The organism is Pseudomonas sp. CFBP13509 (genome assembly GCF_005233485.1).
Lineage (GTDB): Bacteria > Pseudomonadota > Gammaproteobacteria > Pseudomonadales > Pseudomonadaceae > Aquipseudomonas > Aquipseudomonas marginalis.
On the sequence record NZ_QGAA01000017.1, the window covers coordinates 26,723 to 46,711 of the forward strand.

A 19,989-nucleotide genomic window follows, 5' to 3' on the forward strand; every position below is an offset into this window, starting at 1 on the left:
TCAATAAAAAAGGCCCCTGGGTTCTCACCCAGGGGCCTTCTGTATGACGGCGAAGGTTACGCCGCTTTCGCTTCCTGCTGGCTCAACGAGCGGTTCAGCGCACTGAACAGTGCCTTGAAGCTCGCCGTGGTGATGTTTTCATCAATACCCACGCCATGCACCGGGCGTTCACCGTTCACACGCAGCTCGATATAGGCCGCGGCCTTGGCGTTGGTGCCCGCGCCGATGGCATGTTCGTTGTAGTCCATGATCTCCACCCCAATCGGCAGGCCGGCTACCAGGGCTTCCAGTGCGCCGTTGCCTTTGCCTTTCCAGTGCAGGTTGGTTTCGCCCTGGCCCTTGCCCGAGACTTCCACTTCGACAAAGCTGTTGCCGTTTTCTTCCTGCAGGCGATGGCTGACCAGCGCGTACGGAGTGTTGGCTTGCAGGTATTCACGCTGCAGCAACGCGTAGATCTGCGGTGCGGTCATCTCCAGGCCCACACGGTCGGTTTCGGCCTGGACCACCTGGCTGAATTCGATCTGCATGCGGCGCGGCAAGCTGATGTCGTATTCCTGCTCCAGCAGGTAGGCGATGCCGCCTTTGCCCGACTGGCTGTTCACCCGAATCACCGCCTCGTAGCTGCGACCGATATCGGCCGGATCGATCGGCAAGTACGGCACTTCCCACAGCGCATCCTCTTTCTGCTGGGAGAAGCCTTTGCGGATCGCGTCCTGGTGAGAACCGGAGAAGGCGGTGTGCACCAGATCGCCGACGTACGGATGACGTGGGTGTACCTGGATCTGGTTGCACTCCTCGACGACTTTACGCACGCCGTCGATGTCGGAGAAGTCCAGCTGCGGGTCGAGGCCCTGGGTGTACATGTTCAAGGCCACGGTGACGAGGTCGACGTTACCGGTACGCTCGCCGTTACCGAACAGGCAACCCTCGACACGGTCCGCACCGGCCATCAGGCCCAGCTCGGTGGCGGCTACGCCGGTGCCGCGGTCGTTGTGGGTGTGCAGGCTGATGATCACGCTGTCGCGACGGTTGATATGGCGACCGAACCACTCGATCTGGTCGGCATAGATGTTCGGCGTCGCGCACTCGACGGTGGCTGGCAGGTTGAGGATCATCTTGTGCTCAGGCGTCGGGTTCCAGACCTCGATCACGGCATCGCAGACTTCCTTGGCGAACTCCAGTTCGGTAGCGCTGAAAGTCTCCGGCGAGTACTCGAAGGTCCACTGGGTTTCCGGCTGCTGGGCGGCGTACTTGACGAACAGCTTGGCCGCGTTGACCGCGATGGCCTTGATGCCGTCCTTGTCCTGGTTGAACACGATGCGGCGGAACGACGGCGATGTGGCGTTGTACAGGTGCACGATGGCCTTTTTGGCGCCGCGCAGGGATTCGAAGGTGCGTGCGATCAAGTCTTCACGGCCCTGGGTCAGCACCTGGATGGTGGTGTCCTCGGGGATGTGGTTGTCTTCGATCAGGGTACGCACGAAGTCGAAGTCGGTTTGCGATGCGGCAGGGAACGACGCCTCGATTTCCTTCACGCCGACCGCGACCAGGGTCTTCCAGAAGCGCAGCTTTTTCACCGCGTCCATCGGCTCGATCAGCGACTGGTTGCCATCACGCAGGTCGGAACTGCACCAGATCGGCGCGGTGGTGATGGTTTTGGAAGGCCAGGTGCGGTCCGGGATATCGATGGTCGGAAACGCGCGGTACTTCGAAGACGGGTCTTTGAGCATGCTCATCGGGAAATCCTTTGTTGTAGGGGCCGAGAAAAGGCGGCCTGCCGTAGAACTGTTTTTAGGGATAAAACGTAAAGACGAGGCAGATCGATTCAGCCTGGCAGTCGTGCGCTGACGAGGCACAGGCTGCGGTGCTGGCGAAGCTGGATGAGGGTGTGAGAGGTTTTCATGGATTTAACCCTACCCGCGGGGGATAGGAGATGGCAAGCGCTCAAGAAAAATTGATAGAAAATCTACGGTTTCGCATTTTTGTAGTTTTTTATTGTTTGTTTTTTGGCTTTTTGTGGTTTTTATTTTGCTCATCTTCGTGGGTGCGCAATGGGTGGTTGCCGTACGGCGACGTTAGCGCCGGTACGGCATCCTGGGTTGCCTGCTACGGTAGTCGTAGATCATCAACGTTTTGCTTGAATTCAATATCCGGTTGTAAATCGGCGAAACTTGGGGAGGTAGTGTCTTTCGCGGCTGGGGGGATCGCCAAGCTTTTTGCGCCCTGGGGAGCCTCGATAATCGAGATTCCGACCCCTTTGTTCAACTCGGCAACCCCTGGAACACCGGCGGCCGTATTCATGTGCACGTTGCCAACCAACGCCACCCATTTCTCCCCCGGTGGTGTCTTCCCAATGATTTTTGTCGCGTAGTAATTGAAGTCTGACAAGCGCTCTTGGACGTAGCCTTGGTTACCAGCCCTGGCCGCGAAGTTATCGCTATGGGCTGTGAGGTAAGGATGCTCGAGCCCTATGACCTTAATGCCGTGTTTGTCGGCTTCCTGAATGAGGTCATACGGGGTCGGACTGTTTGGTGCATAGGTTGAGTAATCGTAAGGGCGGGGATAGGCATATCTCGCATCCTGAGGTTGATAGGCGCCGGCGCCGAACACTGGAGAGCCCTCGAAGTACGGGGCATTTTCGAGATAAATCGTTGTGACTCCGTTTGCTTTTAAGTTCGCCATGTTTTCAATGATGAACTTGTAGCCCCCTGGCTCGTCGTGAAGTTCGCCTATGACCAGGCCATTTACATCGGCTGGCGCCAAGGTCGATTTAATCAGTTGGGCCGACGTCGCATTGTCAGGGATGGCTGGAATGGCAGGCCGTGCCGGCAGTTGCCCCGCACTCATGCGGGCAAAGAAGTCCTGCACGTCACGCCTGAACCAACGCCTCAGTTGCCCGGTGGTGGCCGCGTTCCCGTCGAAGTCTCTGGCCGCTTGGCCACTGAGCACGCGATCCATATATTCGTCGCCCGGTGGTGAAGTTCGTCCTCTGTGCCTCTTGGCGCCGGGCAACTCACTCAGGCGCCATTCCCCTGTCCCGGTTGATTCCATGAACGCCACATTCTTGTAGATGCTGGGGGCATCCGACGGCACTTTGGGATCGATAATACTGACCCGCCCATGCCTGGCGTTGAACACAGAATAAATCTGGTAGGGGCGGTTGATTCCGGTGCTGTCGGTATAGCGGATGTAACAGTTTTCTCCCACTTGATAAATGCCATTGGCGTCTGGTCTGACGCCTCTAAGCGTGTCTTCAGGGACGGAATAGGCGCTCAGGTCTCGCGGTGGCGTAACGGATTGCGCGACGGGGCTGGGGATTGCCTGGGACGCCCTGATGCCCGCGCTGGTCGAAGGGACGGCAGGCGGGACAGGCGCGCCGGGCGGGGGCGTTCCCTGGGTGAGCAGCGACCTTGCGACGGGAGCGGCGGGGACGGGCGTTCCCGCCGCGCGAAACACCGGACGCAAAGGCGTGCTCGGCACATGGGGCAGGCCTGATGCAAGCGCGGTGAAGTCGGCGAAAAGGTTGACCCGGCCGCCGCGTGTGAGCAGTCCACCTGGCAAGTGCCGGGCATTGCCCTGGATGGTTTTCAGTGCCGCTCGGCCGAGCCGACTGCCCACCTTTACCCCGGTAGAAATGCCCTTGCCGATGACTGGTATGAAGTCCAGAAACAGGCTGCCCACCTCCACGCCAAACATGATCTTGTTACGCGTCGATTCGGCGTTCACTTCTGCGCTGCTGGTTGACTGGAAGTCGGCTTTATCGATTAGCAAGCGCGTCTGTTGAGTGAACAATTCATCGTGGATGTCTGTTTCCATCGGCTTTAGGGTTATGGAACCAGCGAGGCGTTTTCTTCCTTTGTCAAGAACCTCGGCGGCTGCAAGAAGGTCGGTGCCCCCACTGGTGACGACTCGGCGCGCAGCGTCCACGGATTGCTGAAAATCGTCCTTTTCCGTTGGCGATTTTCTGCTCTGGGTATAGGCCTGCCATTCTTTCTTCTCCAGCAGCGTCGTCAATGCGTCCAGGTTGGGCAGTTCCCTGAACGCCAGTCCGTCGGGGGCTCCGGGGCTGTAGAGCACCACAGAAGCGTCGGTTTGATTGCCGATGACCATCACGCCGCGAACCGGTAGGCCCAGCTGGAGCAGGGTGTTGGCAACAATCGTTTGTCCATCCACCTTCGCACGCTGGGCCGGATCCGGATGATCCAGAACCGCGTTGATCCACTGTACGCCCCGCTTCAAGGTCTTGTCGGTGCTGGCATCGGCTTGGAACCCACCGGGGTTGAGTTGTGCCAGGAAGGCTTCTTTCACCATCAAGTCGGCATTGCTGGCTTTCCACGCCTTGTGTAAATCAGCAGCCGGCCCCGATGCGGCATCCGGCGCCATGCGCGTCTCCAGCAGCTTGGTGTATTCGCCACCCACATCTGCGGTGTAGACCAGGTGCTTGAGTTGTTGTGTATCGAGGGTGATCGGCCGCCTCTGATCATCTGGAACCGGTGAGCCCTTGGTGTCTTGCAGCGCCAGGGTCATGGTGGTTTCGGTGTGCTTGTGGCTTTCGCCCATTTCCCAGTGGCTTGGGTTTTTCAGGGCCAGGTCGGACAGTGACAGATAGGTGATGGTAGTGGAGGGGGGTTGTGGAATGCCGGAGCGACCGAGGTGGAAACGCGTCTTGGTGACTACTTTAACCATCAGTTGATCGGCGTCCACATTGGCCTGGGGGTAAGCCTGTTTCAGCGCCTCATTCATTTGCGACGTGGCAAAGCTGGATAAGGACGGAATGTTTTCCAGCAGGGGGGCGAGTTGTTCAGCGCTCTTTGTCGCTTTCCCTTCCAAGTGGCTGTAGAGCAATTCTTGAGCGGGGCTGAGGTTTTTCAACCAGCCCGGCTGGCCTTTCTCGGCCAATTTCTCGTTACGCGCAAGCATGGCGTTGCTGCCGTCGACTTGTGCCGACCAGTCAGCGGCATCATCCAGGGCCGTCATGAGCGTCGGCCCCAGCGTTGATGTGGGGCTTGATGGCCGCTGCGGGGTGAATGTCCTGGCCATCAACGCATCGACTTCCGCGCCCTGGCGCTGGAGCAGCAAATTTATCCCCTCTGCCTGCACATCCCCGGCCAGGGGTGCCACGCCTAGCATCAAGTCATCCCCCGTAGGCGGCGACGCGCGGTTTTGCAGCGAAAGCGGCAGGCTTTGCCTCAACAGCTCGGCGGCCGGCCCGCCGCTGTCGAGCCGTTGCGCCAATGCTTCGCGTAACAGTGCCGGGGTTGCGAATTCCTCGAAACCTTCGCTGGGGGTATAGAGCACCACGGGGCCATTCTGGTCGTTGAGCTTAATCTCCCGACCGGTGGCAGGCCAGGTCGGGGTGGACGCTGAAGAGCCATCCTTGCTGGTGATCATGAACGCACCGGCGAAGGCTGCACCCTGTACTGTGCCGTCATCAATGGTGATGGGGTACACACCGGGCCTTGATCCGTCAGGCAGTTTACTTTCCCGTTCCTCTAGAGACGGGTAGCGCAGCGCGTTGTCGATCAACTCTTTACTGGCCGGGCTCAGCGTGCCGTCCATCTTGCGGATGGCTGCCAAGGTCGACAGTTGCTGTTTGTGGACCCATAACAGTTGGTCCTGTGGCGAGGGCGAGTTCGCTGAAAGCTGGGGCGTGGTCCAGTATTCCCGAAGCGTCTGAGCGTACTCGGTGGCAATGCTCCTGGCGATGGTGTGCAGCGAGGCGGTGGGCTGGAGGACATTGACTGCCTCATCGGGCGCTGGCCGGGTCACAAATTCGGTCCTGACCCCCGGTGTCTCGAATAGCTGTTTGCTCGGGTTGGCATAGATTTCCCGAATCGCACGGCTCAAGGCAGTCATTATCGGCTCGGAGGATTTCAACTGTTCTACGCCGTTGTTTGACGTATAGCTATTGAACGAAACCTTGTCCGGGTCGAGGGGATTCAGTTGAGGAAACGCCTGTGCCAGCCGTGTCTGCAAAAAGTTTTTGAAATCAGGACGCTGGCGTTGCTCTGAGGCCATCTCGTCCATGAGGCTGGAGTACTGTTCATTCAGTAGCTGCAGATCGCCGATCTTGAAGTGATTCGAGAGAGGGCTGCGGATGGCAGTGGCGGGGTTTATGCCCGATGAGTAAGGGGCGGAGAGGCTGGCGAGTCCCCGTATGGACGAACGAGACCTGGCGGGGGCGGGTTGTGGGCCTGGGCTGTCGTTCTGGACTGTTGGCGTAGATGATGCAGGGCGAGAAGGTGGAATAACGGTTTGGGGTTGCGCGGGCTTGAAGTCAGAGATATGCATTAAGGAAACTCCACAAGACTTGCTTTATGTGTCCTTGTGAGCGAATTGTCCTCCCTGGGACTCGATGTGTGGGTGGCAAGTCAAGCGATGACGGTTCCTTCGAAAATAGGCGGGAATGGCGACGCACTGTGTCGAGATCGGCGCCATGGTTGTTGAAAGAGGGCGGTCGTCAGTGACCGGTCTATACGTGGGGTTTGAACGTCCAGACCGGGCTGAATGCGCTGCCGCGTATCAGGGCTGGAAGGCGCCGATAAATATCGCAGGATCGACCCGTGCGTCATTGAGGCTGATATTCCAATGCATATGCGGCCCGGTCGCACGGCCCGTCGAGCCGACCTTGCCCACCACCGTACCGCGCACCAGTTGATCGCCGACTTTTACATCGATCTTCGACATATGGCAGAACATGCTGATAAAGCCCTGGCCGTGGTCGACAAACACGGTATTGCCATTGAAGAAGTAGTTGCCGGTCAGAATCACCTTACCGTTCGCCGGCGTCTTGATCGGTGTACCGGCCGGCACGGCAAAGTCCAGGCCCGAATGAGGATTGCGCTCTTCATCGTTGAAGAAACGGCGTACGCCAAACTTGCTCGACAGCGGCCCGTTCACCGGTTTGTCCAGCACCAGGTTGCTCGGCAGGTTCGGGCTGAAACTGCGATAGGCCTTGAGCTGCACGGCCAACTCGCCCTCGATGCGCTTGAGCTGCGCCGGGTCGGGGTTGACCTGGCTTTTGTTCTTCAGGGTGATGCGCTGTTCCGGGTATTTCTTGTAGCCGACGATAAACGGCAGGCTGCGCCCGCCGCTGCTGATGCGCTCGTTGCCCGGTTTGACCGTCAGCGGGATGCCGACAATCGCCAGCCAGTTGTCCTGCTCCTTCACCACCAGCACGGGTTTGCCCTGGTACGTGGCTTTCGGCGCGGTAGCCGAAGGGCCGAGTTCAACCACCGCAACGCCGCCGGGCACCGGCTTGTTCAAGGTACGGCTGATATAGCTGTCGGCATGAGCGTTAACGGCGAGGCATAGCAGCAACAACACACTAAAGAAACGTGGCATCAATCAATCCAATAACGAAAGGGTGACGGGGGTCAGGTGGTTATCTTCCACTCGCACCTGCAATTGGCCTTCACCGAGGCGCGCGGTGAGGCGCTGGCCGGTGTGGGTCTGCGCGGCGTTGCGGATGGCCTGGCCACGCTCGTCGAGCAAAATGCTGTAGCCACGGCCCAAGGTTGCCAGCGGGCTGACTACGTGCAACGTCTGCACCTGGCTTTGCAGTTGCAGGCGACGCGCCTTGAGGCCTTCGCGCATGGCGCGGGGCAGGCGTTCGGCAAGGCTGTCCAGGCGCTGGCGCAGCAGGGCCAACTGGCGCCCCGGATGCTGGCCGGCGAGGCGGGTTTCCAGGCGGATCAGGCGTTCGCGGCGGGTATTGAGGCTGCGCTCGAAGGCGCGGCGCAGGCGCATATCCAGCTCATCCAGGCGCTGGGCCTGCTGGCGCAGACGTTCGCCGGGGTGCCGCAGGCGCCGGGCCATGCCTTCCAGGCGCAGGCGGTCGTGGGTCAGGCGATTGCGCATCAGCATCACCAAGCGGCGGTGCAGGCTTTCGACCTGGCGCACCAGGTTGCCGGCGTCGGGGGCCAGCAACTCAGCGGCCGCCGAAGGTGTAGGCGCGCGTACGTCGGCAACGAAATCGCTGATGGACACATCGGTTTCATGGCCGACGGCACTGACGATTGGCGTCACGCAAGCATCCACTGCCCGCGCCACGGCTTCTTCGTTGAAGCACCAGAGGTCTTCCAGCGAACCGCCGCCACGGGCCAGGATCAGCGCGTCAAAGCCACGGGCATCCGCCAGCTTCAGCGCGCGCACAATCTGCGGGATCGCTTCGCGGCCTTGTACGGCGGTGGGGATCAACGTCAATTGCACCTGGGGCGCGCGACGACGGAACACGCTGATGATGTCGCGGATCACCGCACCGGTGGGCGAACTGATAATGCCGATGCGGCGCGGGTGCGCGGGCAGCGGCACCTTGCGTTCGGCACTGAACAGGCCCTCGGCGCTGAGTTTTTCCTTCAGGGCATCGAAGGCCAGGCGCAGCGCGCCATCCCCGGCGGGTTCGACGGTATCGAGGATCAACTGGTAGTCGCCACGGCCCTCGAACAGCGAGACCTTGCCGCGTACCTTCACCGCCAGGCCATCCTTCAACGCCTGGCGGACCCGCGCGGCGTTATTGCGAAACAGCGCACAACGCACCTGGGCGCCACTGTCCTTGAGGGTGAAGTACACATGGCCGGAGGCCGGGCGGGCGAGGTTGGAGATCTCGCCTTCGACCCAGATATTGGTGAACACGTCTTCCAGCAACACCCGCGCGCGGCCGTTGAGCTGGCTGACAGTCAGGACTTCGCGGTCCAGGCCCAAGCGGGCAAAGGGATCTTTAATCATGGACGGCAGTTTATAGGCATTCGTGCAGGGTTTGACAGAACTGCTCCACCAACGCGCTCGGTGACTGCTGGCAGGCCAGGGCGACGGTGCTCAGGCAGTCCGGGTCGGCCAGGGGCAAAAAGTGCACGTTGGCGGGGGCGATGTCCTGCATGGACTTTGGCAGCAAGGCTATACCGAAACCGGCCTGGATCAACTGCAACTGGGTGGTTTTGCGTGACATCACTCGCGCGGCCTTGGGGAAAAATCCCGCACGCATGCACAGTTCGGCCGACAGATAACTCAGGCCGCCACGCTGGGGATGGGGGATCGAGATAAACGCCTGGTCTTTCAGTTGCTCCAGTTCGATGGGCGCCTGGCTGCGTGCCAGCGCATGACTCGCAGGCACGGCCAGCAGCAGGGGTTCGCTGTATAAAGGCATGACCCGTACACCTTCGCGCTGGCGCAGCACGGGTAAACGCAGCACCCCGACTTCCAGGCGACCGTCGGCGATTTCTTCCAGCTGCGCTTCGGAGGACAGTTTGCCGATATCCATCGACACCCCAGGGCAGCGCTCCAGCCAGGTGCCGATGCCTTGCAGTAAAGGCCCGCTCATCGGCACGGTGCTCGAATGGCTGAGGCGCAGTGTGCCCAATTCGCCGTTGCCCACTTGGGTCGCCATCTGGCTGGCCTTGAGCAATTCGCCCAGCAGGTTGCGCGCCCGTGGATAGAAGGCTTCACCGGCGGCAGTCAGCCGCGGCTGGCGCGCGGTGCGTTCGAACAGCGGGGTTCGCAGTTGGTTTTCCAGCTCCTTGATCTGCCGGCTCAGGGCCGATTGCGCCACGAACAAACGTTCGGCGGCGGCACTGAAGCTGCCGCTGTCGGCGATTTCGACGAAGTAACGCAGTTGGCGGGTGGAGATCACACGTCATGCCTTTTCGAGATGGGTGGAGGGCTTTGAAGATATTAGTCGCATCCCTTACCGATGGCTAAAGTGATGGTCATCTCCAATAAGGAATTACCCATGAGCCCGGTTGAGCTGATGAGTCAGTGGTCGTTTGGTGGTATGGATTGGCTGGTGATCGGCCTGGGCGTGGTGGTGGCCTATATCGTGTTCGGCATCGCCGGTTTTGGCACGGCGCTGGTGGCGGGGCCGATCCTGATTGTGTTTATGCCGCTGTCGAAGATCATCCCGCTGCTGGTGCTGCTGGATTTCGTCGCGGCCTTCGGCGGCCTGCTGCAAACGCGCCGGGACGTGAACAAGCCGGAGCTGCTGCGATTGCTGCCGTGCATGGCGATTGGCTGCACCCTGGGCGTGGTGTTTCTGCTCAACCTGCATTCGGACCTGTTGCTGCTGCTGATGGGGCTGTTTATCAGCGCCTATGCGATCTACAGCCTGGCGGTGAAAACCCGGCCAACGCAGCTGGCCGCTGGCTGGTCGATCCCCATGGGCACCGTAGGCGGGTTGTTCGGTGCGTTGTTCGGCAGTGGTGGCTTTTTATATGCAATCTACCTCAACAGCCGCTTGCCCAAGGACGCGGCGCGCGCCACCCAAAGCGCGCTGATCAGTTGCAGCACGGTGGTGCGCCTGAGCCTGTTCCTGATCGCCGGGGTGTATGCTGATTGGCCGCTGCTGATGCTGGCGCTGTGCCTGCTGCCGGCGATGGCCCTGGGGCTGTGGTGTGGGCGCAGGCTGACCATGCGCATGTCCCGTGAGGCCTTCGTCCGGCTGGTGACGTGGTTGGTGCTGGCCAGTGGCATTGCGTTGATTGGGCGGTACTTGAGCACTTGACCTGATTTCTTCAGGGATTAAGCTGCCGTCCTCCCGGGCCTCATCGCGGGCTTGTCCGCGATGAGGCCAGAAGCCACGCCGCAGGTCTCCCATGAATTCCCAAAGCATCCTTGTCCCGAAAATCTCCACCTTGCCCGTCCACGAACCCCGCGCCCGGGCGATCGTGCGGTGGCTGGTGCGCAAGAACATCATCAAGGAAGAACTGACCACCTGTGGCCGCACCGGCAACCGCATGGCCTATGCCCTGGCCGACGGCGCCCGCGCCGTGGTGCTGCACCCCGAGGCGCTGCCGTTCAACGAGCCGGTCAACGGCCTGGAGATCATCTACAAGCGCTGCATCTATACCCCGGCCAAGGGCTTTCTCGAGGAGGCCGGCTGCCCGGAATGCCTCAAGGAAGTCGGCGAGGCGCTGTTCGAAAGCCTGGAAGACTGGATGCCCGGCCACACCGACAACTTCACCTGCCCGCTGTGTGGGCATGAAGATGACATCAACGGTTTTCTGTTCCTGCAGGCGTGCGGGTTTTCCAACCTGGGGTTCATCTTCAACAACTGGGCGGAGGCGGGGTTCAAGCAGAGCTTTATCGACGAATTCGCCGATTGGCTGGACCAGAAGATCAGCTGGGTCAAAGTCGAGCTGTAGTCCTTCTATCACTATTCCCAAATATGTCAGAGTTTTACATTGAGACCTGGGGGGTGTCTGAGTATAATGGCGCGCTTCCATTTTCCCGCTCGGGAGCCCCCGCGATGCTGCGTATCAGCCAAGAAGCTCTGACATTCGACGACATTCTCCTAGTGCCCGGTTATTCCGAGGTGCTTCCTAACGAAGTCAGTCTCAAGACCCGCCTAACCCGTGGCATCGAGCTGAATATTCCCCTGGTTTCCGCTGCCATGGACACCGTCACCGAAGCCCGTTTGGCAATCGCCATGGCTCAGGAAGGCGGCATCGGCATCATCCACAAGAACATGACCATCGAGCAGCAAGCTGCCGAAGTGCGCAAGGTCAAGCGTTACGAAGCCGGTGTGGTGAAGGATCCGATCACCATCGAAGCCGACGCTACCGTGCGTGACCTGTTCGACCTGACTCGCCTGCACAACATCTCCGGCGTTCCGGTACTGCACGATGGCGACCTGGTCGGCATCGTCACTTCCCGTGACGTGCGTTTCGAGAACCGTCTTGAAGTCACCGTCCGCGAAGTGATGACGCCTAAAGAGCGCCTCGTGACTGTCAAGGAAGGCGCCGACAAGAACGACGTGCGCGAACTGCTGCACAAGCACCGCATCGAGCGCGTGCTGATCGTCGACGACAAATTCGCCCTCAAAGGGATGATGACCGTCAATGACATCGAAAAAGCCAAAGCTTACCCGCTGGCCAGCAAGGATGACCAAGGTCGTCTGCGCGTCGGCGCTGCGGTCGGTACCGGCAAAGACACTGGCGACCGCGTGGCGGCCCTGGTGGCTGCCGGCGTTGACGTGGTAGTGGTCGACACTGCCCACGGTCACTCCAAAGGCGTGATCGACCGCGTTCGCTGGGTCAAGCAGAACTTTCCTGAGGTGCAGGTGATCGGCGGCAATATTGCCACCGGCGCGGCCGCCAAGGCCCTGGCCGAAGCCGGTGCCGATGCGGTCAAGGTCGGTATCGGCCCTGGCTCGATCTGCACCACGCGTATCGTTGCCGGTGTGGGCGTGCCGCAAATCAGCGCCATCGCCAACGTCGCCGCTGCCCTTGAAGGCACTGGCGTACCGTTGATCGCCGACGGCGGCATTCGTTTCTCCGGTGACCTGTCCAAGGCCATCGTTGCCGGTGCTTCCTGCGTAATGATGGGCTCGATGTTCGCCGGTACCGAAGAAGCGCCGGGCGAGATCGAACTGTTCCAGGGCCGTTCCTACAAGGCTTACCGCGGCATGGGTTCGCTGGGCGCCATGTCCCAGGCGCAAGGCTCTTCCGACCGTTACTTCCAGGACTCCTCGGCAGGCGCCGAGAAGCTCGTGCCGGAAGGCATCGAAGGCCGTGTGCCGTACAAGGGCACCTTGAGCGCCATCATCCATCAACTGATGGGCGGCCTGCGTTCCTCGATGGGCTACACCGGCAGCGCCGACATCGAAGAAATGCGCACCAAGCCAGAGTTCGTGCGGATCACCGGCGCAGGCATGGCTGAATCCCATGTCCACGACGTGCAGATCACCAAGGAAGCGCCTAACTACCGCGTAGGTTGAGGCTTCCAGCAAAACGTTAAGTAACCGGGGCTGTTCTTTCAGCCCCGAGTTGTTTCTGATTCATTAGACGAGACTGACTTCATGGCCCTCGACATTCACGCCCACCGCATCCTGATCCTCGACTTCGGTTCCCAGTACACCCAACTGATCGCCCGCCGCGTGCGTGAAATCGGCGTGTACTGCGAATTGCACCCGTTCGACATGGATGACGAAGCGATTCGCGAATTCGCACCGAAAGGCGTCATCCTCGCCGGTGGCCCCGAGTCCGTGCACGAAGCCAACAGCCCGCGTTGCCCGCAAGCCGTGTTCGACCTGGGCGTGCCGGTCTTCGGAATTTGCTACGGCATGCAGACCATGGCCGAGCAACTGGGCGGCAAGGTTGAAGGTTCCGAGCTGCGTGAATTCGGTTATGCCCGTGTCGACGTGGTCGGCAAGAGCCGCCTGCTGGACGGCATCGAAGACCACATCGACGCCGATGGCCTGTTCGGCCTCGACGTATGGATGAGCCACGGTGATAAGGTCACCAGGATGCCGGAAGACTTCCACATCCTGGCCAGCACCCCGAGCTGCCCGATCGCCGGCATGTTCAGCGACGAGCGTCGTTACTACGGCGTGCAGTTCCACCCGGAAGTGACCCACACCAAGCAAGGCGGGCGCATCCTGTCGCGCTTCATCCTCGACATCTGCGAGTGTGAAGCCCTGTGGACCCCGTCGAAAATCGCTGAAGACGCGATCGCCAACGTACGCGCCCAGGTCGGCACCGACAACGTGCTGCTCGGCCTGTCCGGCGGCGTTGACTCCTCCGTGGTCGCTGCGCTGCTGCACAAGGCCATCGGCGACCAACTGACCTGCGTGTTCGTCGACAACGGCCTGCTGCGCCTGCACGAAGGCGAGCAGGTAATGGCCATGTTCGCCGAGAACATGGGCGTCAAGGTGATCCGCGCCAACGCCGAAGAGCAGTTCTTGAACAACCTGGCCGGCGAATCCGACCCGGAGAAGAAGCGCAAGATCATCGGCCGCACTTTCATCGACGTATTCGATGCCCAGTCCAACAAGCTGGACAACATCAAGTACCTCGCCCAGGGCACCATCTACCCCGACGTGATCGAGTCGGCCGGTGCCAAGAGCGGCAAGGCCCACGTGATCAAGTCCCACCACAACGTGGGTGGCCTGCCTGAGGAAATGAACCTCAAGCTGGTAGAACCGCTGCGCGAACTGTTCAAGGACGAAGTCCGCCGTCTTGGCCTGGAACTGGGCCTGCCGTACGACATGGTCTACCGCCACCCATTCCCCGGCCCGGGCCTGGGCGTGCGCATCCTCGGTGAAGTGAAAAAGGAATACGCCGACCTGCTGCGCCGTGCCGACCACATCTTCATCGAAGAACTGCGCAAGGCCGACTGGTACCACAAGGTCAGCCAGGCGTTCGTGGTGTTCCAGCCGGTTAAGTCCGTAGGCGTTGTAGGCGATGGCCGTCGTTACGCCTGGGTCGTGGCCCTGCGTGCCGTGGAAACCATCGACTTCATGACCGCCCGTTGGGCACACCTGCCGTACGAACTGCTGGAAACCGTCAGCGGCCGTATCATCAATGAGATCGAAGGTATTTCGCGCGTTACTTATGACGTGTCGAGCAAGCCGCCGGCGACGATTGAGTGGGAATAAGCAAGGCGAGCCTGAATGGCCTGCGTTGAGTGAGTAAAAAACCTGGCCTCGGCCAGGTTTTTTATTGCCTGTCAGGCTGGAAGCCGACTTTGCAGGCTCATGCCCATATTGGTAAGGGCGCTGGACAGCTGTTCCAGCGTGGGGAACCGTATGTCATGCACGCCTGCCCAGGCCGGGCGGTCGATGTAAAAGCTGCCGTCGGCCAGTCGATTGATGGGGGTCGCAACGATGCCCCTGTCTCTGCTGTGGTGCCGCAGGGTGTAGTTGCCCTGGTTTTTGTCGATCAGGTACATGCCCTTGCGAAACAGCAGTCGCTGCTGTTGCTCCAGCGTCCTGTGCACCGGTGGGGCTTCCACTTGTACGCGTAGGTCGGCATTCAAGGTGTCGAAGCTGTCGCCGACGCTTTCATGACTGGGGGCGTTGTCGCGATCAATGGCGATGCCGGGGTCGATACGCACCTCGTTGCCTTGCCCCGGAAAGACCTCTTCTATACGCAGCCCGATACCTCCTTCCAGTTCACTGAGACCGGCGAATCCATTAAAGGTATTGATGTTTCTGGCCCCGGTCAGTACCAGCCATTTACCGCCGCCGTTCAGCGCTATGTCGGCTTGGATAAGGAGGTGGGCGAGGTAATTGCTCATCACCTGCTCTGAAAGATCGGCGATAGGGGTGGGGTATTTGTAATGGGCTGCGCAATCGATAGCCTGCACGCGTATGCCATTGGCCCTGGCGGTCTTGACCAGTTCCAGTTCATTGAACTGCCCGGATGGATCGGTGCCCAGCTTGCCAAGGTAGCTTTCCAGGTCCTCCGGCATCTTGCCGGTCTGGAAGTAGTGGTTCAGATCATCCTGGGCGAAGTCGTTGAGCAGGCGCCGCATATACAGGGTTTTCACGCCCTTGCGCGCGAAGAGCGGCATGTTGTTGATCAGCAGGCGGGTGCTGCTGATACGGTCCAGGGTTTCGCCGATGACGTAGCCCGGTAGGTCTTCGGGCAGGCGTTCGAGGACTTCTTCGAAGGCCGTTGTCGGTTCAAAGGCGGGGATGTCCGGACGAGGTGGCAGGCGGCTCCAGGACAGTTCCTTGTAGAAGTCTTGCGCCGATTGCAGCAGTTTGCGGTGCGTTTCGCCGAAGTAGTAGGTGAAGCGGTCAATACGGCCGAAGCGGCTGTGAACATGGGTTTCAGTGAGGCCCATTGCCCAGCGTTTCACTTCCGGGCGGGTGGATGGCGGGGTATCGAAGGGGCTGGTCACCCTGCGCAGCGAGTGGGGTGGCGTGGTCATCGCTTGTGGCGGTGGCGGGACCCGCGAGGGGGCCGGCCCCCGGGCGCTTTTGCTGGAGTTTCCCCCGCCGCCTTTCAAGCCGTTGCTGTGGGGCACAGGTTCCCATTCGTTGAGTTCGTTCAGGCGCACCGGCAGCGCGCCGGAAAAGCCATGGGGGTTGTTCGGGTCGACAATCGCCCAATGCCCACGACCGTTGGGGTCGGCTTCGTAGCGCACGTAATAGGCTTGATCGTTCATCAGGATGGCTTGCTGAGGCATGCCGTCGGAGGTCCGCAGGCTATAGACCTGCTGGAATTTTCCGGGGGCGGTATCCAGGTGTTCTCCTTCCAGTATCAGGTTGGCCTGGTAGGTGGCAGGTACCGCAGGCTCAGGCACCGGCGGTGCGCTGGCGGGCGCTGTGGGCGGCGTCAACTCAATGGGCTCCACTGCGAGGGTGTCGGCCGCTTCGGCGATATCGGGCATGACCCCGTCGGCTTTCAACAGTGCCAGGTTAAACAGCGTATCGATGGCACTGAATACCGCGCCCAGCTCCCCGGCGTGGCGTTCGGCCGGGGTCTTGCCGTTGATGGCCTGGTCGATGTTCAGGCCAAGATTTGCCGCACTGGCTCCCACGACCACCAACGCCACCGGCCAGCCGACCACGGCCATCGGGCCAAAGGTTTTGCCAAAGGCGTTCAGGTAGCCGATCCAGAGTTTCTTGCGCAGGTCGCCATTGCTGCGCAGGGAAAAATCCGCGTCATTGCGCATGCGCGTCTGACTCGATTGCGCCAGCCAGGTAAAGGCATCGTCCTCGATGGCCTGGTCGGCTTGATTGATCAGGCGGTGGTCCCAGGTGCCCCAGTCGACAAACAACTGGTCGAGTTGGTGGGACAGGCCCTTGTCCACCCAGTCCGGCGGCAGGGTACCCGCCAGGGCCTGGGCGGTGCGATAGATCAGCACGGGGGTGAGCAGCATCTGTTTCCACGTCACGGCAGCGGTGTCGTCCTGCTGGATCTGCGCCGACAGCGGGAAATGGGCCATGAAGCGGGCGCGGTTATCCGGGTGGCTGGTCTGGTTCAGCAGCCAGAAATGCAGGTCGGCAGGGGTCTCGAAACAGTGGAAGGCCTGTGACTCGCCCGGTACATAAAGGATTTGCCGCCCATCGCCGTCGACGATGCGCAGGATATCCGTGGCGGTATGTCCACCGATATCCAGCGCCGCCACACGCAGCCCGCCGGCTGAAGTGGCCTTGGCCTGCAGGTTGGACAGGGTTGGGGGCCAGCACAGATTGCTGGCCAGGGCCCGAATCACCGTCTGCAACTGCGACGTGGTGAGATCCCCGGCCTGTCGTGCTTGCAGGGCCTCGGCCAGGCAGTTGACCTTGGCCAGGGTGCGAAAATCATCGAAGTGAGCGCTCCAGAATGCATCCATGCGCGTGGTGTAGCGATCGCTGAAATTGATCGCCCAGAAGTCCTTGAGCACCGCGCTGGCGGACAGCCGCACTTCGTTATGCTGATCGAATAACCGCGCCTCGGCACCCTCGCGATAAAAGCCACCATCACCGTCGAGCAGGTCGGCATTGTCCTGGTCATGTACCTCGAAGCGGTGAATGAACAGCTGCGTCAGCGTCATCGACGCCTGGGGTTTTTCGTTGTGGCTCCAGCCCGTAAACGTCGCCGGGTCACCGACACCGCCGGTGAAGCGGTGCCAGTGCACGTGATCGGGATCCAGGGTCGCCAGACCGTGTTTTGCGAGAATCTCGCGGGCGGCCTCGATGGCCATCCTCTGCATGTTCGGGCACGCATCCAGCACGATGGGCGCCAGGGCCCTGAGTTGTTGCTGAGCGGCGGGGGAGGTGTCGGCAAGCGGCATGCTGCTCTCCTTAAGGGGGAAGAGCCGAGCATGCCAAGCCGTTTAGACGGGCGATGGGTAGATAGTTAGCGCCTGGCGATATCGGAGAAGTAAAACTTATCCAACGTATGCCGCGACTCGGTGTACTCGAACTGTCTCCCGTCCTGCAAAAACGTCTGGTTGCTCACCACGATCACATGGCTTTGCCCTTCGAGGTCCAGGTGCGTCTGGTCGTCCTTGCTGCGGGGCAGGGCTTCGATGGTGCGCTGGGCGTAGCTGATCTGCAGTTGCAAGGTCTGCTCGATGAAGGCGTAGATCGACTGTTCGGCGATCGCCTGGTCCAGGCCTGGGATCAGGTCGGCGACGAAGTGGTTGATGTCGAGGATCACCCGTTTGCCGCCGATGCGCCGTACCCGTTTGATGCGTGTGATGAGGCTGCCGGGTTCGGCCTCGATGTGTTGCAACAATGGGCCTTCCAGGGGGAGCTGGGTGAATTCGACCACTTCGGTGCGTACGTCATCGCCCAGGTCGGCGTGGGTTTCGTGAAAGCTGACGATGCCGCCGAGTTGGAACTCAATCGGGTTGGGCGAGAGCACGAAGGTGCCCTTGCCGTGGATCTTTTGCGCAAACCCACGTTCCTGCAGTTGCTCGATGGCGCGACGCACGGTGCCTCGGCTGGCCTGGTAGCTGTCCATCAATTCGGTTTCGGAGGGCAGGCGCGTGCCGCGTTGCAGGCGTTCGGTGGTGATGCTGGCAAGCAGATCGGTATAGATCTGGTTGTATTTGCTCATGGATAGGGCTCTGTGCCGCGTTGGCGTTCAAGGCAGGAACCTTAGAGGCAGAGCGGGAGTTTGTCCATTAGACCCATGGATTTCTGCGGCTTGCAGCGCAGCGGTGTCCTGCAGGGAATAAACAAAATCAAACTCGTACAGACGAGTTGTTGCTTTAACTCGTCTGTACGAGTACTTTTGCCTTCGGCGTGCTGCCAATGACTGCCCCCAATAAAAAAAATCAAAGTGGAAACCAAGCATGAGCCACGACTATTCCAACATTGCCCGCGAGATCCTCGAGCACCTCGGGGGCAGCGACAACCTTGAGCAAGCTGCCCACTGCGTGACCCGCCTGCGCCTGGCGCTCAAGGATCCGAGCCTGGTCAACAACAGCGCGTTGAACCAGGTCGATCTGGTCAAGGGCTCGTTCTTCACCGGCGGTTTGTTCCAGGTGGTGATCGGCCCCGGCGAAGTGGAAAAGGTCTACGCCGCCCTGCGCGAACAGACCGGCCTCGCCGCCGCCACCATCGCCGATGTGAAGAAGAAGGGCGCCGACAAGACCAACGCCATGCAGCGCCTGGTACGGGTGTTCTCCGATGTGTTCATGCCGATCCTGCCCGCGTTGATCATCGCCGGCCTGCTGATGGGCGTGAACAACCTGATGGGCGCCAAGGGCATGTTCATCGAGGGCCAGACGCTGCTGGAGGCGTATCCGAACCTGGATGGCCTGTGGAGCCTGATCAACCTGATGGCCAACACCTCGTTCGTGTTCCTGCCGGCGTTGGTGGGTTGGTCGGCGGCCAAGCGCTTTGGCGGCAGTGAAATCCTCGGCATCGTGCTCGGCCTGATGCTGGTGCATCCCGATCTGCTCAATGCCTGGAACTACGGCAAGGCGGTCGCCGGGCTCGACGGCCAGAGCCTGCCGTACTTCGATATTTTCGGTTGGTTCAAGATCGAGAAAGTCGGCTACCAGGGGCAGATCCTGCCGATCCTGATGGCGGCGTATGTCATGAGCGTCATCGAGAAATGGCTGCGCGCTCGTGTGCCCAACGCCATTCAATTGCTGGTCGTGCCAATCACCACCATCGTCGTCACCGGCGTGCTCGCGTTGGCGATCATCGGCCCGGTGACCCGTCACCTCGGCATCCTGATCACCGAAGGCGTGGTCACCCTGTTTGACCTGGCGCCGATGGTTGGCGGAGCGATTTTCGGGCTGCTGTACGCGCCGCTGGTGATCACCGGCATGCACCACATGTTCCTCGCCGTGGACCTGCAACTGATCTCCACCCAGGGCGGCACGTTTATCTGGCCGATGATCGTGATGTCCAACCTGGCCCAGGGCAGCGCCGCGCTCGCGGTGTTCTACACCACCCGCAATGCGCGGGATAAAAGCATGGCCTCGACCTCAGCGATTTCCGCGTACTTCGGCATCACGGAACCGGCGATGTTCGGGGTGAACCTGCGCTTCAAGTTTCCGTTTTACGCGGCCCTGGTGGGCTCGGCGCTGGGCAGCATTTTCCTGTCGCTGAACAAGGTGCAGGCCTCGGCCATCGGCGTCGGTGGTTTACCTGGGTTTATCTCGATCGTGCCGCAATCCATCGCGATGTTTGTGATCGGGATGGTCATCGCGATGGTCGTGCCGTTTGTACTGACCTGTGCGTTGAGCATGAAGATTGTTCGGCCGGGTTATCGCGTCGCCTGATCAATCGCCATCGAGGCCCGAGAGGCCAGCACAAAACTC

The 19,989-nt window shown here is 60.6% G+C and carries 12 protein-coding genes; 5 read left to right on the forward strand and 7 right to left on the reverse strand.

The window, feature by feature from the left end; genetic code table 11:
- Positions 1 to 56: 56 nt before the first annotated feature.
- From leuA to PspCFBP13509_RS24210, 5 genes are all read right to left on the reverse strand, one after another.
- Positions 57 to 1,736, reverse strand: a complete 1,680-nt coding sequence (gene leuA, locus PspCFBP13509_RS24185; RefSeq protein WP_027605424.1) for a 2-isopropylmalate synthase — start codon at positions 1,734 to 1,736, stop codon at positions 57 to 59.
- Between the two features lie 370 nt (positions 1,737 to 2,106).
- Complete coding sequence (locus tag PspCFBP13509_RS24195; protein ID WP_137212802.1) at positions 2,107 to 6,291, reverse strand: membrane-targeted effector domain-containing toxin; 4,185 nt, start codon at positions 6,289 to 6,291, stop codon at positions 2,107 to 2,109.
- A 231-nt stretch (positions 6,292 to 6,522) separates the two neighbouring features.
- Positions 6,523 to 7,344: a M23 family metallopeptidase gene (locus PspCFBP13509_RS24200; protein WP_065924858.1), complete on the reverse strand. Its 822-nt coding sequence runs from the start codon at positions 7,342 to 7,344 to the stop codon at positions 6,523 to 6,525.
- Between the two features lie 3 nt (positions 7,345 to 7,347).
- Complete coding sequence (gene xseA, locus PspCFBP13509_RS24205; protein WP_137212803.1) at positions 7,348 to 8,727, reverse strand: exodeoxyribonuclease VII large subunit; 1,380 nt, start codon at positions 8,725 to 8,727, stop codon at positions 7,348 to 7,350.
- A gap of 10 nt (positions 8,728 to 8,737) precedes the next feature.
- Positions 8,738 to 9,628, reverse strand: coding sequence for a LysR family transcriptional regulator (locus PspCFBP13509_RS24210; protein ID WP_065924856.1), 891 nt, complete (start codon positions 9,626 to 9,628; stop codon positions 8,738 to 8,740).
- Positions 9,629 to 9,727: 99 nt separating this feature from the next.
- On the opposite strand from PspCFBP13509_RS24210, the gene PspCFBP13509_RS24215 reads away from it, so the two are divergent.
- From PspCFBP13509_RS24215 to guaA, 4 genes are all read left to right on the forward strand, one after another.
- A complete protein-coding gene (locus PspCFBP13509_RS24215; RefSeq protein WP_065947923.1) occupies positions 9,728 to 10,495 on the forward strand; it encodes a sulfite exporter TauE/SafE family protein in 768 nt (255 codons plus the stop codon).
- Between the two features lie 91 nt (positions 10,496 to 10,586).
- Positions 10,587 to 11,135 (forward strand): sugar ABC transporter ATPase, encoded by a 549-nt coding sequence (locus PspCFBP13509_RS24220; RefSeq protein WP_065924854.1) that lies wholly within the window; start codon positions 10,587 to 10,589, stop codon positions 11,133 to 11,135.
- Positions 11,136 to 11,239: 104 nt separating this feature from the next.
- Positions 11,240 to 12,709, forward strand: a complete 1,470-nt coding sequence (gene guaB, locus PspCFBP13509_RS24225) for an IMP dehydrogenase (protein WP_017478674.1) — start codon at positions 11,240 to 11,242, stop codon at positions 12,707 to 12,709.
- Between the two features lie 81 nt (positions 12,710 to 12,790).
- Entirely contained in the window at positions 12,791 to 14,368 is a 1,578-nt protein-coding gene (guaA, locus tag PspCFBP13509_RS24230; RefSeq protein ID WP_027605430.1) for a glutamine-hydrolyzing GMP synthase, read from the forward strand.
- A 71-nt stretch (positions 14,369 to 14,439) separates the two neighbouring features.
- Here guaA and PspCFBP13509_RS24235 read toward each other — a convergent pair whose 3' ends face one another.
- Positions 14,440 to 17,499, reverse strand: coding sequence for a membrane-targeted effector domain-containing toxin (locus PspCFBP13509_RS24235; RefSeq protein ID WP_137212804.1), 3,060 nt, complete (start codon positions 17,497 to 17,499; stop codon positions 14,440 to 14,442).
- A gap of 65 nt (positions 17,500 to 17,564) precedes the next feature.
- A complete protein-coding gene (gene treR / locus PspCFBP13509_RS24240; protein ID WP_027605432.1) occupies positions 17,565 to 18,269 on the reverse strand; it encodes a trehalose operon repressor in 705 nt (234 codons plus the stop codon).
- Positions 18,270 to 18,507: 238 nt separating this feature from the next.
- On the opposite strand from treR, the gene treP reads away from it, so the two are divergent.
- Positions 18,508 to 19,950, forward strand: coding sequence for a PTS system trehalose-specific EIIBC component (treP, locus tag PspCFBP13509_RS24245; protein ID WP_074847579.1), 1,443 nt, complete (start codon positions 18,508 to 18,510; stop codon positions 19,948 to 19,950).
- Positions 19,951 to 19,989 lie beyond the last annotated feature (39 nt).

What these genes read in the sequence shown, in the direction of transcription:
- leuA (WP_027605424.1), bottom strand. Translation starts at nt 1,736, where the DNA reads ATGAGCATGCTCAAAGACCCGTCTTCGAAGTACCGCGCGTTTCCGACC.
- PspCFBP13509_RS24195 (WP_137212802.1), bottom strand. Translation starts at nt 6,291, where the DNA reads ATGCATATCTCTGACTTCAAGCCCGCGCAACCCCAAACCGTTATTCCA.
- PspCFBP13509_RS24200 (WP_065924858.1), bottom strand. Translation starts at nt 7,344, where the DNA reads ATGCCACGTTTCTTTAGTGTGTTGTTGCTGCTATGCCTCGCCGTTAAC.
- xseA (WP_137212803.1), bottom strand. Translation starts at nt 8,727, where the DNA reads ATGATTAAAGATCCCTTTGCCCGCTTGGGCCTGGACCGCGAAGTCCTG.
- PspCFBP13509_RS24215 (WP_065947923.1), top strand. Translation starts at nt 9,728, where the DNA reads ATGAGCCCGGTTGAGCTGATGAGTCAGTGGTCGTTTGGTGGTATGGAT.
- PspCFBP13509_RS24220 (WP_065924854.1), top strand. Translation starts at nt 10,587, where the DNA reads ATGAATTCCCAAAGCATCCTTGTCCCGAAAATCTCCACCTTGCCCGTC.
- guaB (WP_017478674.1), top strand. Translation starts at nt 11,240, where the DNA reads ATGCTGCGTATCAGCCAAGAAGCTCTGACATTCGACGACATTCTCCTA.
- guaA (WP_027605430.1), top strand. Translation starts at nt 12,791, where the DNA reads ATGGCCCTCGACATTCACGCCCACCGCATCCTGATCCTCGACTTCGGT.
- PspCFBP13509_RS24235 (WP_137212804.1), bottom strand. Translation starts at nt 17,499, where the DNA reads ATGCCGCTTGCCGACACCTCCCCCGCCGCTCAGCAACAACTCAGGGCC.
- treR (WP_027605432.1), bottom strand. Translation starts at nt 18,269, where the DNA reads ATGAGCAAATACAACCAGATCTATACCGATCTGCTTGCCAGCATCACC.
- treP (WP_074847579.1), top strand. Translation starts at nt 18,508, where the DNA reads ATGAGCCACGACTATTCCAACATTGCCCGCGAGATCCTCGAGCACCTC.